We start from the raw sequence: 16,346 nt of genomic DNA, 5'->3' as shown, positions 1-16,346 counted from the left end.
GCATCGTTGTGTATTACGCAACAAAGGCGTCACGTCCCAGGCGCGGCTATGCGGTCCGGATCCGCGCGGATCCACGAAAGGAACGAAGATATGGTTCACAAAGTTCGAGCTGTCATTGCCAGGGAGAAGGACGCCCCGGTCACGCTGGAGACCATCCTGGTACCGGACCCGGGACCGGGGGAGGCGCTGGTGGATATTCTCACCTGCGGCGTTTGCCACACCGACCTGCATTACAAGCAGGGCGGCATCGGCAACGACTTTCCCTACCTGCTGGGGCATGAGGCCACGGGTGTCGTCAGCGCTGTGGGGCCGGACGTGACGTCGGTTGCCCCCGGGGACCGGGTGATCCTTAACTGGCGCGCCGTCTGCGGCCAGTGCCGGGCGTGTGCCAAGGGCCAGCCGCAGTACTGCTTCAATACGCACAACGCCACCCAGAAGATGACCCTCGAGGATGGCACCGAACTTTCCCCCGCGCTGGGTATTGGTGCGTTCGCGGAGAAGACGCTGGTGGCGGCCGGGCAGTGCACGAAGGTGGATCCGGAGGCTGATGCTGCGGCCGTCGGCCTGCTGGGCTGCGGCGTGATGGCGGGCATCGGCGCCGCCATCAACACCGGCGAGGTCAAGCGCGGCGAGTCCGTGGCTGTCATCGGCTGCGGCGGTGTGGGCATCGCCGCGATCGCCGGTGCGAAGCTGGCGGGCGCGACGACGATCATCGCCGTGGACATTGACGACAACAAGATTGATATGGCGAAGTCCCTCGGCGCCACCCACGGCGTGAACTCCACGAAGGAGGACGCCGTGGAGGCCATCCGCGCCCTCACCGGCGGGAACGGAGCGGACGTGGTGATTGACGCCGTCGGACGCCCTGAGACCTACAAGCAGGCGTTCTACGCCCGCGACCTTGCCGGCCGCGTGGTGCTGGTGGGCGTCCCGACGCCGGAGATGCAGCTGGAACTGCCGCTGCTGGACGTGTTCGGCCGCGGCGGGTCGCTGAAGTCCTCCTGGTACGGCGACTGCCTGCCGTCCCGCGACTTCCCCATGCTCGTCTCCCACTACAAGCAGGGCAACCTGGACCTGGACGCGTTCGTGTCGGAGCGCATCACCATCGACCAGGTGGAGGAGGCCTTCCACAAGATGCACGAGGGCAAGGTGCTGCGCTCGGTAGTGGAGATCCAGCCGGAAGGAGTGTCCGCATGAGTGTCCGGATCGAGAACCTGGTCACTTCGGGCACGTTTTCGCTCGACGGCGGCACCTGGGACGTGGACAACAACGTCTGGATTGTGGGCAACGACGAGGAGTGCGTGATCATCGACTCCCCGCACGACGCCGCCGCGATCATCAACCAGGTCAAGGGCCGCAAGGTCCTGGCCATCCTGCAGACCCACGCGCACAACGACCACATCGGCGCCGCCCGTGAAGTGGCCGACGCCGTGGGCGCACCGATCTACCTGAACCCCGAGGACCTGGTGCTCTGGGAACAGGTGTACCCGGACGCCAGGCCGGACCGGGAACTGGCCAACGGCGACGTGTTCGAAGTGGCCGGGGTGACGCTGCGTGCCATCCACACCCCCGGCCACTCGCCGGGGTCCACCTGCTTCTACCTGGAAAGCGAGGGAACGGTCTTCACCGGGGACACGCTGTTCAACGGCGGCCCGGGTGCCACCGGCCGGTCCTACAGCGACTATCCCACCATCGTTGCCTCGATCCGGGAGAAGCTGCTGACGCTCCCGGCCGGCACCGTGGTCCGCACCGGACACGGGGACAACACCACCATCGGTGCCGAGCGGGAAGCGCTGGCCAGGCCGGCGCACTAGGCTGGAGCCACCAAGAACGCGCCGGCCAGGCGCGCCAGGGCTTTCCTGGCGCGCCTGGCCGTGCCGCACGCCGGGCAGTGACGAAGCAGGACCATGCAAGTAAGGACGTTGGAACAATGAAGTTCGGGAAACAGCCCGCTCCCGTAGCGGACATCAACGAGGACGAACTGTCCGTCCACAAGCCCAAGACCGAGGCTGCGGGCGTCAAGGCCGTCATGGTTGCGCTGGAGCGCGCCGTTGCCCAGGCGGGCGTGACCCGTACAGCGCACTCCCTGCTGCGGCTGAACCAGCGCGGCGGTTTCGACTGCCCGGGCTGCGCCTGGCCGGAGTCGGACAAGAAGCGCAAGACCGCCGAGTTCTGCGAAAACGGTGCCAAGGCCGTGGCCGAGGAGAACACCCTCCGGACCGTCGGCGCGGAGTTCTGGGCCAAGCACTCGATCGCTGAGTTGTCGACCAAGACGGAGTACTGGCTGGGCAACCAGGGCCGGCTCAGCGAACCGGTGGTGATCCGCGAAGGCGAGACCCACTACTCACCGATCTCCTGGGCGGACGCGTTCGAACTCATCGGCAAACACATCCGGGCGTCCACCCCGGACCGGTGCGTCTTTTACACCTCCGGCCGCACGGCCAACGAGACAGCTTTCATGTACCAGCTGTTCGCGCGGTCCCTGGGAACCAACAACCTGCCGGACTGCTCCAACATGTGCCACGAGTCCTCCGGCTCGGCACTGAACCCGACTATCGGCATCGGCAAGGGCACCGTGTCCCTGGACGACATCCACGACGCCGAGCTGATCTTCGTGGTCGGCCAGAACCCCGGCACCAACCATCCCCGCATGCTCTCCGCGCTGAAGGAATGCAAGGACAAGGGCGGCAAGGTGGTGGCCGTGAACCCGCTGCCCGAAGCCGGCCTGTTCAACTTCCGGGACCCGCAGACCGTCTCCGGAGTGGTGGGCGGGGGCACCCCGCTGGCCGACGAATACCTGCAGATCAAGGTGGGCGGCGACCTGGCCCTGTTCCAGGCACTCGGCCACCTGCTGCTGGAAGCCGAAGAGAAAAACCCGGGAACCGTCGTCGACCATTCCTTCATCGCCGCACAGACAGATGGGTTCGACGCCTACCGCGAAGCCCGCCGCAGCCTTGACTGGGACGAGACCGAAAAGGCCACCGGCCTGTCCCGGGAACAGATTGAAACCGTGGCCGGGATGCTCATCGCGTCCAAGGCGTCCATTTTCTGCTGGGCCCTGGGCGTTACCCAGCAGCCGCACTCGGTGGACACGATCAAGGAGATGGTGAATGTCCTGCTGCTGCAGGGCAACTTCGGCAAGCCCGGCGCCGGGGCCTGCCCCGTCCGCGGGCATTCCAACGTCCAAGGCGACCGGACCATGGGCATCTGGGAAAAACCCAAGGAATGGCTCCTCACTGCGCTGGACAACGAGTTCGGCATCACCTCCCCGCGGCACCACGGCTACGACGCCGTGGAGTCCATGGAAGCCTTCGAACGTGACGAGGTGGACGTGTTCGTGTCCATGGGCGGGAACTTTTCGCTGGCCTGCTCCGACACGGAGGCCCTCGAGGCGGGCATGCAGCGGATCGGGCTGACCGTGCACATCTCCACCAAGCCCAACCGCTCGCACATCGTGCACGGGCGCACCTCGCTGATCCTGCCCACCCTGGGCCGTACGGACAAGGACGACAAGCACCCCAAGGGCGCCCAGTTCCTGTCCGTGGAGGACTCCATGTCCGTGGTCCACTCCACCCAGGGCCGACTGACCCCGGTCTCCGATCACCTGCTCGCTGAGCCCGTGATCGTGGCCCGGATGGCGGAGGCGACGTTCGGCCCGGAACACTCCGTGGACTGGCGCGGCATGGCCGAGGACTATGACGTGATCCGGGACCACATAGCCCGCGTCCTGCCCGGTTTCGAGGACTTCAACGCACGCATCCGGACCAAGAACGGGTTCGTGCTGCCCAACCCGCCGCGGGACACCCGTTCCTTCGCCACGGACATCGGCCGCGGCCGGTTCACCGTCAGCCCGCTGGAATACCTCACCCCGCCCAAGGGGCACCTGGTGTTGCAGACCATCCGCAGCCACGACCAGTACAACACCACGTTCTATGGCCTGGACGACCGTTACCGCGGTATCTCCGATGGCCGGCGAGTGATCCTGATCCACCCGGAAGACCTGGCGGAGCAGGGCTTCAAGGACCGGGACTTGGTGGACGTGGTCAGCACCTTCCAGGGGGTGGACCGCCGCGCGGACAAGTTCCGCCTGGTGGCCTATCCCACCGCCAAGGGCTGCGCTGCGGCGTATTTCCCCGAGGCGAACGCCCTGGTGCACAAGGAGAACGTAGCCCGCGTCTCGAACACCCCCGGTTTCAAGGCAATGTTCGTCCGCTTCGAGCCGCACCAGCCAGTGGTGGCGGCGGCCCAGGCGTCTGCAGGGGAGCTGGCAGGCACGCCGGCTTAGCCGCGCGGCAACATCGACGACAAAAGGCCCCCGACGGCGGCACACCGGTAGTCCGGTGTGCCGCCGTTCTGGTCTCGGCGCGAGGCCTGGGCGCATCTCCGCACGGCACGGGCCGTGCTTTTTCGTCATATCCGAAATTGATTGACAGTGGGCGTGGCAAGAGTCACACTGTTGCATATGGTGATCGCTGTTGCGTTGGATGCTTCCAGATCTCCTTTGGAGTCACTGTTGCTGTTGCTGATGGACCTCCCCACATTCAGGAACAGAACGTCCCGGGCATCCTTTGGTTGCCCGCCGGCTCCGTAATCACTTCATTTCGCTCAATATCCAGCCCGATCGGGAGGAACCACATGACTATCTCAGTGAACGTGCCCCTCAGCGCACGCGGAAAGCTCGCGTCAACATTGCCTGCCGGGCAGCTGGCTGAAATTTCGGAGTTGTTCGCTCTGCGGCGCACCGGCTACTCCCTCGATGCCCCCTTCTACACCGACCCGACGATCTTCAAGCTCGACATGGAGGCAATCTTCGGCCAGCACTGGATCTTTGCCGGCAGCGTTGCCGAGCTGCCGGAGCCGGGCGACTACATCACGGTGGACTACGGACCCTACTCCCTGATCGTGCTGCGTACCGACGAGGGCAGCGTCAACGTCCTGCACAACGTATGCCGCCACCGGGGTGCGCGTGTCCTGACGGAGGCTGCCGGTTCCACCGGAAACCTGGTCTGCGGCTACCACTCCTGGACCTACTCGCCCGAGGGCAACCTGATCCACGCCTCCGCCCCCGGCGAAGCCAAGTTCGACAAGAACTGCTTTGCCCTCAAGCGCGCCCATAGCCGCGAGGTTGCCGGGCTCATCTTCGTCTGCATCGCTGACGAACCGCCCGCAGATTTCGACGAGACCTCCAAGATCTTTGAGCCCTACCTCGCACCCCACGACCTGTCCAAGACGAAGATTGCCTACCAGCAGAACATCATCGAAGAGGGCAACTGGAAGCTCGTCATGGAGAACAACCGTGAGTGCTACCACTGCGACGGGCACCCGGAACTCGCCTGCTCTCTCTTCCCCACGTGGGGCCTGACCGAGGGACTGATCCCGGCCCACCTCGAAGAGGTCTGGGACCGCAACAAGGAAGCCCAGTCCACCCTCGAGGAGCGGTGCCGCCGCTACGGCCTGCCCTACGAGGTGGTCGAGGAACTCGATACCCGCATTGCCGGCATCCGTATTTCACGCGAATCACTGGACGGCGAAGGCGAGTCCTTCTCCGCCGACGGGCGCCGGCTCTCCAAGAAGCTGCTCGGCGACCTGCCGGACTTCCGCCTGGGCCGCTGCTCCATGCACCTGCAGCCCAACAGCTGGTTCCACTTCCTCGGGGACCACGTCATCACGTTTGGCGTCTTTCCCATCAACGAACACCAGTCGTTGGTCCGCACCACCTGGCTGGTGGCCGATGACGCCGAAGAAGGCGTCGATTACGACCTGGAGAAGCTCACCTACACCTGGAAGCAGACCAACCTGCAGGACAAGGCGTTCGTGGAGCTGTGCCAGCAGGGCGCTGCCAGCCCCGCCTACGAGCCCGGCCCGTACATGAAGAGCGAATACCAGGTCGAAGCATTCATCAACTGGTATGTGCAGCGCGTTCAGGAGCACTTGGCATGACAGAACTCCTCTCTGAAACGGTGATCCAGGAACCACAGCGCATTCGCGGTCTTGAGATGCCGTGGAACAGGGTCATGGGCAGCACCGAAGGGCCGGGCAGCGCAGCCAGGGCCCTGGGCCCGTGGCATCCGCAGGAGTTCATGGCCGAATGCGTCGAGACCGTTCCCGAAGCGGGCGGCATGATGACGTTCGTGTTCCGCCGCTGCGACGGCGCGCCCCTGGCGTTCCGCCCGGGCCAGTACGTGAACATCGCCTTCCCCGTGAACGGCGACGACCAGGAACCGGTGGACCGCAGCTACTCGCTGTCCAGTTCGCCCACGGAACCGTGGACCTTCAGCGTCACCGTCAAGCGGGACCCGGGCGGACTGGTTTCCCCGTGGGTGCACCAGAACATCAGGCCCGGCACGGTCCTGGACATGCTGGGTCCCGTGGGGGCATTCCACCTGCCTGACGCCGACCGGCGCGCAAGGTATCTCTTCCTGGCCGCCGGGGCCGGTATCACCCCCATCATGTCGATGCTGCGGACTATCCACTCCCTGCCGGGAACCGCCGACGTGGTGGTGCTTTACCACGGCGCGGAAGCCGGCGGCTTTGCCTTCCACCGGGAGCTGGCCTACATCGCTTCCGTGGACTCGCGCATCAAGGTCTTCTACGCCCTGGGCGACCGCGGCAGGCCCGGGGACTGGGAAGGCTTCAGCGGACGCCTGAGCTCATCCATGATCGATGAGGTGGCACCCGACGCCAACGGCCGGCAGGTCTACGCCTGTGGCCCTGAGGGTTACCTGGACACCGCTACTGAGCTGCTCAGGAAAGTGGGCGTCGACGACACTTCCATCTACATGGAGTTCTTCTCCGGCGACCGGCAGACCCTCCTTGAATACCAGGCCGAACTCGCCCTGGCAGCGGACATCGCCGAGGAGATCGCTGAGGAAATCGCGGAGTCGGCCGAGGACTACTTCGAAGGCCAGCCTGCAGCGTTCGGAATCTACGAGCCCGGCTACGACGAGGACGGAACACTTCAGGCCTCGGGACTGGCTCTGGAAGCAGCCAACCCGGAAGCCCCCACCACCGCCGGAAGCCCGGCTGAGGCTCCGGAGGCCCAGGCCCCCGATGCCTCAAGCTTCGACACCGTCGGAACCGGCAGCCTCACGCTGTCCTTCATGCGCACCGGGATCAATGTGCGGATCGACCCGGAGGAGCCCATCCTTGGGGTGGCGCAGCGTGCGGGTGTCCGGATCGGCGCCAACTGCAAGGAAGGCATGTGCGGCTCCTGCAAGGTGGTCAAGCTGTCCGGGGAGATCGACATGAACCACCAGGGCGGAATCCGCAAACGGGAAATTGATGCGGGCAAGTTCCTTCCCTGCTGTTCCACTGCGCGCACCGACATGGTGATCGACGCCTAACCACCGCTCAAGCGGCCCGCACCCCCATGATTGACCGCGACTGAAAAGTAAGACCACACGGAAGGCCTGAGGCACCCAGCGTCAGGCCTTCCGTGGCAGCCAAACGCCAACCACAGGAGCCACGCACCTGGTCCGCGGCCGGACGCCCGCCGCCGGGCTCGTCCCGGGGCACGAGATCACGGGCGCTGCCGGAACTTCAAAGAGCTCCGGATGCCAATGGCGGCACCCCGTTCAGTCCGGGGTGCCGCCATTGTCATGCCGGGGGTAGGGCGATCAGCCGCGGAGCCGCTCCATGCCGGGGTCCACCAGCGGCTCAGCGGAAACGGTGGCCGCCACACGCCGCCCGAAGTACTCGATCTCCACGGCGTCCCCTTCGGACACCGACGACGGCAGCCAGGCGTAGGCGATGGGCTTGCGGACGGTGTAGCCGTAGGCCGCGCTGGTGACGTATCCAACGGCTTCCCCGGCCACGAACACCGGTTCCTTGCCCAGCACCACCGACGTGCCGTCGTCGACCGTCAGGCAGCGCAGCGTTTTGGCGGCCGGCTGATCCCTGAGTCCGGCGAGTGCCTCTGCGCCTACGAACCCGGTCTTGTCCTTGGCCACGGAGAAGCCCAGGCCGGCCTGGTACGGGTGGTGTTCGGACGTCATGTCCGTGCCCCACAGCCGGTAGCCCTTCTCCAGGCGCATGCTGTTGAAGGCGCCGCGTCCGGCAGCGATGATGCCGTGCTCCTTGCCTGCCTCGTACAGCAGGTCCCACAGCTTCAGCCCGTATTCGGCGGTGGTATAGAGCTCCCAGCCGAGTTCGCCCACGTAGGAGAGCCGCATGGCCGTGACCGGGATGCCCCCAACGGAGATTTCCTTGGTTCGGAAGTACTTCAGGCCCTCGTTGGTCAGGTCATCCGGGCAGACCTTGCCGATGACCTCGCGTGCCAGCGGGCCCCACAGGCCAATGCAGCACGTGCTGCCCGTAATGTCGGTGACGTGCACCCACCGGGCAGGATCAGCGGCGGACTGCCGCCGGGCCTCGACGCGAAGGTAGTCGAAGTCCACGTTGCTGTTCACGCCAAGCTGGAACTCTTCCTCCGCCAGCCGTGCGACGGTCACGTCACTGCGGATGCCGCCGTCGTGCTCCAGCAGCAGGCAATACGTCACGGCACCCGGCTTCTTGGCGATGTTGCCCGTGCTGAGGCGGTGCAGCAGCGCCTGGGCGCCGGGTCCGGTGACGGACAGCCGCTTCAGCGGCGTCATGTCGTAAAGCGCGACGGCGGTGCGCGTCTTCCACGCTTCGGCGGCGGAAACGGGGGAGTGGAACATGGCGGACCACTCGTCGCGTTCCGGGGCCTGCCACTCCGCCGGCAGTTCCTCCAGCAGCCCGCGGTTGGCCTCGAACCAGTGCGGCCGCTCCCATCCGGCGGACTCCAGGAAGAACGCCCCCAGTTCCTTCTGCCGGACATTGAACGGGCTGACGCGCAGATCCCGCGGGGATTTCCTGGGCTGCAGCGGGTGCATGACGTCGTAGATCTCCACGAAGTTCTGCTGCGAGGTCTCGCTGACATACGCGTCGGAGGTCTGCACCTTCTCGAAACGGGTCAGTTCGCAGCCGTGCAGGTCGGTCTGTGGATGGCCGTCGACGATCAGCTCTGCCATGGCCTTGGCAACGCCGGCCGAGTGCGTGACCCAGACTGCTTCGGCCACGAAGAAGCCCTCGAGGTCCGGCGCCTCGCCCATGAGCGGGCCGCCGTCCGGGGTGAAGGAGAAGATGCCGTTGAAACCGTCCTGGATTTCGGTGCTGCGCAGTGCCGGCAGCAGGTCCCGGCTGTCCTCCCATGCGGGCACGAAGTCCTCAAGGGTGAAGTCGAGGCGGGAGGGCATGCGGTGGTCGGACATCTCCCCGGCCGGGACCTGCGGAAGTGCGGACATGTCCACGGGCATCGGGCGGTGGGCGTAGCTGCCGATGCCGATGCGGTCGCCCCATTCGCGGTAGTACAGGTCCTTGTCCTGGTAGCGCAGGATGGGCTTGCTGGCGCCCTTGGGAAGCTCGTTGACGCCGTCAAGTTCAGCCAGGGGCGTGGTTACGGCGTACTGGTGGGCCAGCGGCAGGAGAGGCACCTCCAGGCCCACCATCTTTCCGAGTTCACGGCCCCAGAAACCGGCACATGAGACCACGATGTCCGCCGGGATCAGTCCGTTGTCGGTTTCGAGGCCGGTGACTTTGCCGCCCTCCTGGGCGATGCCGGTGACGATAGTGGAGCCGCAGTAGGTGACGCCGCGTTCGCGCGTGCGCTCGATCAGCAGCTGCACGGCCCGCGCCGCCAGGGCGAGCCCGTCCGTGGGGATGAGCAGGCCGCCCAGGACCTGGCGGCCGCCGGAAAGCTTGCCGGTGTTCAGCAGCGGGTAGATCTTTTCGCATTCGTCGGCGTCGATGACGCGGCTTTCGACACCCCAGGAGGTCATTACGCCCATCTTGCGCTTGAGATCGGCCAGCCGCTCCGGCGTGGTGGCCAGCTCCAGGCCGCCCACTTGGTTGAAGCAGGACTCGCCGTCCTTGCTCAGGGCGAGGAGCTTGTTCACGGTGTACGTGGCGAACTCCGTCATGGTCCTGGACGGATTGTTTTGGAACACGAGGCCCGGGGCGTGCGAAGTGGAGCCGCCTGCGAGCTCCAGCGGGCCCTGCTCGACGACGGTGATGCCGTTCCAGCCGCGGTTTGCCAGCTCGTCGGCGAGGTTGGTGCCGACGATGCCGGCTCCGATGATGACGACGCGGGGTGATGCGCTCATAATGTTGGGTTCTCCTGGTTGGTGCTGGAATCCGCCGGACCGGGTGATGGAATTTGCTTCGCTATGAGCAACGCACATCACTATATGCAACAGGGTGTCGCGGCTCACACCTGCTGTCAAGGGTTTCCTGCTTTGTTTCGAGTGTCGGCAGCACTGTGTCGCAAGGCAGCAAGGAGGCCTTCGCCGCTGTTGCGGCGAAGGCCTCCTGTAGGTCGCCCCGTTTTCCGAAAACGGTGCTTCGATGAGGAATACCTCCCCAGGTCTTAGGCCCATCGAAGCACCTTTTACGGAAAACGGGCACCGTTGCTGACGCTGCTCCTTTCCTAGCCCGCGGCTTCCAGGACCTGGGGCTCCACTGCCGTGCCCGGCAGCGGCCGGGAGGACGATTGCCGGCGTGCGGCCTCCACGGTGTGCAGGAGCAGCAGCGCGGTGGTCACGGAGCCGACGCCGCCGGGAACAGGGGTCAACGCGGCGGCGGTCCCGGTGACGCTGGCTTCGTCCACATCGCCCGCCAGCGAGCCGTCGGGAAGGACGTTCGTGCCGACGTCGACCACCACCGTCCGGGAGGAGACATGCCTGCCGGTCAGCAGCCCGGCGCGGCCGGCGGCGACCACCACGACATCGGCATCCGTCGTGTAGCGTTCCAGCGGGCCCGACCTGGAATGGCAGACCGTCACCGCGGCATCGCGTGCCAGCAGCAGGAGGGACAGCGGCTTGCCCACCACGGCGGAACGGCCCACGACCACCACGGCCTTGCCGGCCACGGGAACCTGGTAATGGTCCAGGATTTCGACGACGGAGCGGGCGGTAGCGGGAGCAAAGGCCTGCTGCCCCACGGCCAGGCGTCCCAGGCTCAGTGGATTGGCGCCGTCAATGTCCTTTTCCGGGGTGATGAGCCCCACCAGGTTGTCGGTCCGGACCCCGGGCGGCAGCGGGGTTTGCAGGATGATGCCGTTCACGGACGGTTCGGCGCTCAGCTCCCGCAGGACGCCGGCCAGCATAGGTTCCGTCGCATCATGGCCCAGGTTGATGATCCGGCAGCCGACTCCGGCGCGCCCCGCTGCCCGCTCGATGGAACGGACGTACCAGTGCGTCGACTCGTCGCTGGTCGCCACGACGACGGCCAGGACCGGGTGCAGGCCGTCAAGTTCAAGCGAATGGACCTGTTCCTGCACTTCCTGCTGGAACAAAGCCGCCAACGGCTTTCCGGAAAGTATTGAGGCACTCAACCAAGGATCCTTTCCCGAACGCGGGCCGAGAGGGCATCTGCCGCCAGGACCACCTTCTCTTCAATGCCGTCCGTCTGCTGGGCCAGGAGCGCGCGAGCCTCCGGGTCCTTGACCGCAACGACATTGATATCGATATTGACGCGCGCTGTTGTGGCGGCTGCACGGGCGGCATCGGCGGCCGCTGCCACGTCGCTGATGACGTTGGCGTTGGCGACGTCGAACAGCTCGGTGGCGAGGTCCACGATGCCGCCTGACAGCTTGACGAGCTGGGCGGGCGTTTGTGCCGCCTGGATCAGTGCGGCCTGGATCCCGGCAGTGCGGGCGGCCTTGAGTTCAGCGGTATCGGACGGGAGCTTGTAGGAGTCGATGACTGCCTGGAAGGCATGTTCATCCGCGTCAGCCAGGCGCAGTGCCTCGGCGGCAAGGTCGTCGGCTGCCTGGGTGATGCGCTGCACCAGCGGTGCGTGCTGCTCAAATTTGGCGCCGGTGGTGTAACGCGCCACCATGGCCACCAGGGCGGCGCCCTGCGCCGCATGCAGCGCAGCAGCGGCGCCGCCGCCAGGCGTCGGCTCCCTTGCGGCCAGCCGGGTGAGGTAGCTGCTGACTGTCTCTGAACTGATCATGGTGCTAACCGCGGAGCCGGGTCATGGTGGGGTCGTACAGCGGGTCCTGGGTGACCGTGGCGACGATCCGGCGCCCGAAGTACTCGATCTCCACGGAGTCGCCGATGGAGACCTCGGCGGGCAGGTAGGAGTAGGCGATCGGTTTCCTGACCGTGTAGCCGTAGGCGGCGCTGGTGACATAGCCGACTGCCTGGCCCTTGTAGAACACCGGTTCCTTGCCCAGCACCAGGCTGCGGCCGTCGTCGACCGTGAGGCACCGCAGGCGGCGCGCGGAGTTCTCCTCGGTGCGGCCCTCCAGGGCCGCCTTGCCGACAAAGTTGTCCTTGGCCATCTTCACAGCGAAGCCCAGGCCGGCCTCGAAGGGGTCGTGCTCGGTGGTCATGTCCGTGCCCCAGGAGCGGTAGCCCTTTTCCAGGCGGAGGGAGCTGAACGCGGCCCGTCCGGCGGCGATGACGCCGAACGGCTGGCCGGCCTTCCAGAGCGCATCCCAGAGTCGCTGGCCGTTGTCAGCGCTGGTGTACAGTTCCCAGCCCAGCTCACCGACGTAGGACAGGCGCATGGCCGTCACGGGGACGCCGCCGATGACCACGTTCTTGGACCGGAAGTATTTCAGGCCGTCGTTGGAGAAGTCATCGCTGCTGACCGTGCTGACCAGGTCGCGGGCGAGCGGGCCCCACAGGCCGATGCAGCAGGTGCCGCCGGTGGTGTCGCGGACCTGGACCCAGTCGTTGGCCGTTCCTCTTTCGGTCTGGTGGCGGGCGGCGCGTTCGAAGTAGGCGGTGTCGATGTTGCCGTTGGCGCCGAGCTGGAAGGTGTCCTCCGTGAGGCGGGCGACGGTGATGTCGCTGCGGATCCCGCCGGCGTGGTCCAGCAGCAGCGTGTAGGTGACGGCTCCCGGCTTCTTGTTCAGGTCCGCGGTGGTGAGTTCCTGCAGCAGCTTCAGGGCGCCGGGGCCGGAGATTTCGAGGCGCTTCAGGGGCGTCATGTCGTACATGGCGACGGCAGTACGGGTCTTCCACGCCTCGGCTGCGGCGATCGGGGAGCTGAACATGCCCGACCAGGCATCCCGGGCCGGCGGCTGCCATGCGGCAGGCATCTCCTTGAGCAGTTCGGCGTTGGCCTCGAACCAGTAGGGCCGTTCCCAGCCGGCGCCTTCGAGGAAGTAGCCGCCGAGCTCCCTGTGGCGGGCGTGGAAGGGGGACACGCGCAGGTTGCGCGGTGAGAGCTTGGGTTGGAGCGGGTGCAGCACGTCGTAGATCTCGACGAAGTTCTGTTGGGAGGTCTCGCTGACGTATTCGGGAGTCAGCTGGACGTCCTCGAAGCGGTGGATGTCGCAGTCGCCCAGGTCGATGCTGGACTTGCCGTCCACGAGGAGTTCGGCGACGGCACGGGCGATGCCTGCCGAGTGGGTGACCCAGACGGCTTCGGCGACGAAGAAGCCATCAAGTTCCTTGGACTCGCCAACGAGGGAGCCGCCGTCGGGGGTGAAGGAGAAGATGCCGTTGAAGCCGTCCTCGATCTCGCTTTCGCGCAGGGCGGGGAGCAGCCGCTTGGTGGCTTCCCAGGCCGGGAGGAAGTCCTCCACGGTGAAGTCCAGCCGGGACGGCATGTTGTGCTCGCTGATCTCGTTCGGCTTGAAGCTGCCGAGTTCGTCCAGGTCAACGGGCATGGGCTTGTGGGCGTAGGAGCCAATGCCGTACCGGTCGCCGTGCTCGCGGTAGTAGAGGTCCTGGTCCTGGTGCCGGAGGATGGGCAGCTGCGCGCCGTTCGGCAGTTCGTTCCTGCCCTGCTGTGCGGGAACCGGAGTGGTTTTGACGTACTGGTGCGCCAGTGGGAGCAACGGCACAGACATGCCGATCATTTCGCCGATCTTCGCGCCCCAGAACCCGGCGCAGGAGACCACGATGTCTGCCGGGATCACGCCGTCGGGCGTCTGGACGCCGGTGACCTGCCGGCCGGACTGTTCGATGCCGGTGACCGTGGTGTTGCCCAGGTACTTTACGCCCGCGGCCTCGGTGCGCTTGATCAGCAGCTGCACCGCTCGTGCGGCGCTGGCGAGGCCGTCGCTGGGGACGTGGAGGCCGCCCAGGACGTCCTCTTCGTTAATGAGGGGGTACAGTTCCTTGCACTCGGCCGGGGAGAGGATGGAGCCTTCGATGCCCCACGCGGCGGCGTAGCCGAGCTTGCGCTTCAGGTCGGCGAGGCGGGTTTCGGTGGTGGCAACTTCCAGGCCGCCGACCTGGTTGAAGCAGCTGACGCCGCCTTCGGTCAGCGACAGCAGCTTTTCCACGGTGTACTTGGCGAACAGGGCCATGGACTTCGAGGGGTTGGTCTGGAAGACCAGTCCCGGAGCGTGCGAGGTGGAGCCTCCGGGCATGTTGAGGGGGCCCTGGTCCAGGACGGTGATGTTGTTCCAGCCCCGGGCAACGAGCTCATCCGCGAGGTTCGTTCCGACGATGCCGGCGCCGATAATCACAATGCGTGGCGACGATTCCATAAAGTCTCTCCTGCTGCGTTTAGGTGTGGGTGGCTGCGGGTGGCGCGGTGCGGGTTACCGGAACACCACGGTGCTGGTCTGGTCCAGCAGCACGCGGTGCTGGCAGTGCCAGCGGACGGCGCGGGAGAGGGCCAGTGCCTCGGCGTCCTGGCCCACGGTGGACAGCTGCGCAGGGCCATAGGTGTGGTCCACCCGGATGACTTCCTGCTCGATGATCGGTCCCTCGTCCAGGTCGGCGGTGACGTAGTGGGCGGTGGCGCCCACCAGCTTGACTCCGCGGTCGTAGGCCTGGTGGTAGGGGCGTGCCCCCTTGAACCCGGGGAGGAAGGAGTGGTGGATGTTAATGGCCCGGCCCTCCAGCGCCCGGCAGAGGTCGTCGGAGAGCACCTGCATGTAACGGGCCAGGACCACGAGGTCGGCCTCGTACTCATCCACCAGTTCCAGGAGCCGGCGCTCCGCTTCGGCCTTGGTGTCCGGGGTGACGGGGACGTAGATGAAAGGGAGTCCGGCGGCTTCCGCCATTGCACGATGGGTCTCGTGGTTGGAAACGACTGCCACCAGGTCGCCGCCAAGGCTGCCGCCCCGCCAGCGGAAGATGAGGTCGTTGAGGCAGTGGCCGAACTTGGACACCATGACCAGGACGCGCTTGGGGGTCTGGTCGTGGAAGCTGAACTTCATGTCGAACCGGTTGGCGATGCCCGCGAACTCTTCCTCGAGCATGGCAGGGGTGTAGTTGGAGGAGCCGGAGAACGCGGTGCGCAGGTGGAGTGTCTCACGCAGGCTGTCGTCGAACTGCTGGTGTTCGTCGATATTGAAGCCACGCTCGAACAGGAACGTGGTGACGGCTTGCACAATTCCTGCCTGCTCCTTGCAGGACAGGGTCAGGACGAACTTCTGGGCCTGCTCTTCCTTGAGCGCCGGCAGGGCGACGGTTGCTGATGCTGCTTCCATGAGGGTCATACCCTACTCCTTCTAGATATATTCCAAAGCGACGAACTGATATATTAGATTGGAGGTCAGCGTATACTGGGTTGCAGGCGCGGTCAATAGATTTTTCCGGTTTCGTTGGATGAGGGGGTCACTATGGCGTTCGAAGCTTTGGCGGTGGCGGAGGATGCCGGCCGGAAGTCTCTCGCTGACGTGGCTTACGAAAGCATCCGGGACCAGCTCCTGACGCTGGAGATCAAGCCGGGTGACCTGCTCAACGATGACCTTCTCGCCAGGAAGCTGGGCGTCGGCCGGACGCCGGCGCGTGAAGCCCTGAAGCGCCTTGAGCTGGACCGGCTGGTCAAGACCTACCCGCGGCGCGGTACGTTCGCGACGCGGGTCGATGTCACCGATCTTTCCTTCATCTCGGAAATCAGGGCACAGCTTGAACCCCTGGCCGCGGAACGCGCCGCGCGCGTTGCCACCCCCGCGGTGCGCGCGGACCTGCGCGCGATTCTCGAGAGGGTCGAATCCTTTGACGTGGCCGCGGCAAGCGTAACGGAAACGCTGCAGCTGGATGCCCAGGTGCACCGCGGCATATATGCCGCTGCCGGGAATCCGCACCTTGAGGACATCCTGATCCGCTACGACAATCTGGCGACGAGGATATGGTGCATCGTTATCGACAGGCTGCCGGACCTGTCCCGCCACGTCCACGAACATCTCAATCTGCTTCGGGCCGTCATCGAGGGGGACGAGGCCCGGGCCGCAGAGCTTGCCCGGGTCCATGTAAGCGGCTTCGAGCATGCCGTGCGCGAGGCACTGTTCAAGGCATAGCTCTCACCGTTGGGGGCTCTTCGGAATCAAGGGTGTAGCGAGGGTCTGAAACCTCCGGCCTCGAGCAGGCTCCTGGCTGTGTAGTTCGCGAGGTTGCGGAAGCCGAGCG

Annotated in this window: 11 protein-coding genes; 6 read left to right on the top strand and 5 right to left on the bottom strand. The window is 65.8% G+C overall.

What is annotated here, in order from left to right; translation table 11 throughout:
- Window positions 1–90: 90 nt before the first annotated feature.
- From ACIQCN_RS11275 to ACIQCN_RS11255, 5 genes are all read left to right on the top strand, one after another.
- Window positions 91–1,197: an S-(hydroxymethyl)mycothiol dehydrogenase gene (locus ACIQCN_RS11275; RefSeq protein WP_400610988.1), complete on the top strand. Its 1,107-nt coding sequence runs from the start codon at window positions 91–93 to the stop codon at window positions 1,195–1,197.
- On the top strand, window positions 1,194–1,814 hold the full coding sequence (locus ACIQCN_RS11270) for an MBL fold metallo-hydrolase (RefSeq protein WP_400610987.1): 621 nt from the start codon (window positions 1,194–1,196) through the stop codon (window positions 1,812–1,814). The genes ACIQCN_RS11275 and ACIQCN_RS11270 overlap by 4 nt, the downstream gene beginning before the upstream one ends.
- 116 nt (window positions 1,815–1,930) lie before the next feature.
- Window positions 1,931–4,285, top strand: a complete 2,355-nt coding sequence (locus tag ACIQCN_RS11265) for an FdhF/YdeP family oxidoreductase (RefSeq protein WP_400610985.1) — start codon at window positions 1,931–1,933, stop codon at window positions 4,283–4,285.
- A gap of 350 nt (window positions 4,286–4,635) precedes the next feature.
- A complete protein-coding gene (locus tag ACIQCN_RS11260) occupies window positions 4,636–5,940 on the top strand; it encodes an SRPBCC family protein (RefSeq protein ID WP_400605206.1) in 1,305 nt (434 codons plus the stop codon).
- Window positions 5,937–7,343, top strand: a complete 1,407-nt coding sequence (locus ACIQCN_RS11255) for a ferredoxin reductase (RefSeq protein ID WP_400610984.1) — start codon at window positions 5,937–5,939, stop codon at window positions 7,341–7,343. Before ACIQCN_RS11260 ends, ACIQCN_RS11255 begins: the two co-directional genes overlap by 4 nt.
- A gap of 273 nt (window positions 7,344–7,616) precedes the next feature.
- Here ACIQCN_RS11255 and ACIQCN_RS11250 read toward each other — a convergent pair whose 3' ends face one another.
- The 5 genes from ACIQCN_RS11250 to purU form a co-directional block, all read right to left on the bottom strand.
- Complete coding sequence (locus tag ACIQCN_RS11250; RefSeq protein WP_400610982.1) at window positions 7,617–10,124, bottom strand: FAD-dependent oxidoreductase; 2,508 nt, start codon at window positions 10,122–10,124, stop codon at window positions 7,617–7,619.
- Window positions 10,125–10,447: 323 nt separating this feature from the next.
- Window positions 10,448–11,353 carry a bifunctional 5,10-methylenetetrahydrofolate dehydrogenase/5,10-methenyltetrahydrofolate cyclohydrolase gene (locus ACIQCN_RS11245; RefSeq protein WP_400610980.1) on the bottom strand — a complete coding sequence of 302 codons (906 nt, stop codon included), beginning with the start codon at window positions 11,351–11,353 and terminating at the stop codon, window positions 10,448–10,450.
- Window positions 11,350–11,976, bottom strand: coding sequence for a cyclodeaminase/cyclohydrolase family protein (locus tag ACIQCN_RS11240; RefSeq protein WP_400605198.1), 627 nt, complete (start codon window positions 11,974–11,976; stop codon window positions 11,350–11,352). The genes ACIQCN_RS11245 and ACIQCN_RS11240 overlap by 4 nt, the downstream gene beginning before the upstream one ends.
- Before the next feature lie 4 nt (window positions 11,977–11,980).
- The gene (locus ACIQCN_RS11235; RefSeq protein ID WP_400610979.1) at window positions 11,981–14,473 is read right to left on the bottom strand and encodes an FAD-dependent oxidoreductase; all 2,493 of its coding nucleotides are present in this window, start codon (window positions 14,471–14,473) and stop codon (window positions 11,981–11,983) included.
- Window positions 14,474–14,527: 54 nt separating this feature from the next.
- Window positions 14,528–15,433, bottom strand: coding sequence for a formyltetrahydrofolate deformylase (gene purU / locus ACIQCN_RS11230; RefSeq protein ID WP_400605194.1), 906 nt, complete (start codon window positions 15,431–15,433; stop codon window positions 14,528–14,530).
- A 123-nt stretch (window positions 15,434–15,556) separates the two neighbouring features.
- Here purU and ACIQCN_RS11225 point away from each other — a divergent pair, with 123 nt between their 5' ends.
- Window positions 15,557–16,237 (top strand): GntR family transcriptional regulator, encoded by a 681-nt coding sequence (locus ACIQCN_RS11225; protein ID WP_400610977.1) that lies wholly within the window; start codon window positions 15,557–15,559, stop codon window positions 16,235–16,237.
- The last annotated feature ends 109 nt before the right edge of the window (window positions 16,238–16,346 follow it).

This window comes from Pseudarthrobacter sp. NPDC092424 (assembly GCF_044754925.1).
Lineage (GTDB): Bacteria > Actinomycetota > Actinomycetes > Actinomycetales > Micrococcaceae > Arthrobacter.
Note: the sequence above shows the minus strand (reverse complement) of the source record. Positions and strands in the feature narration are given on the sequence as shown.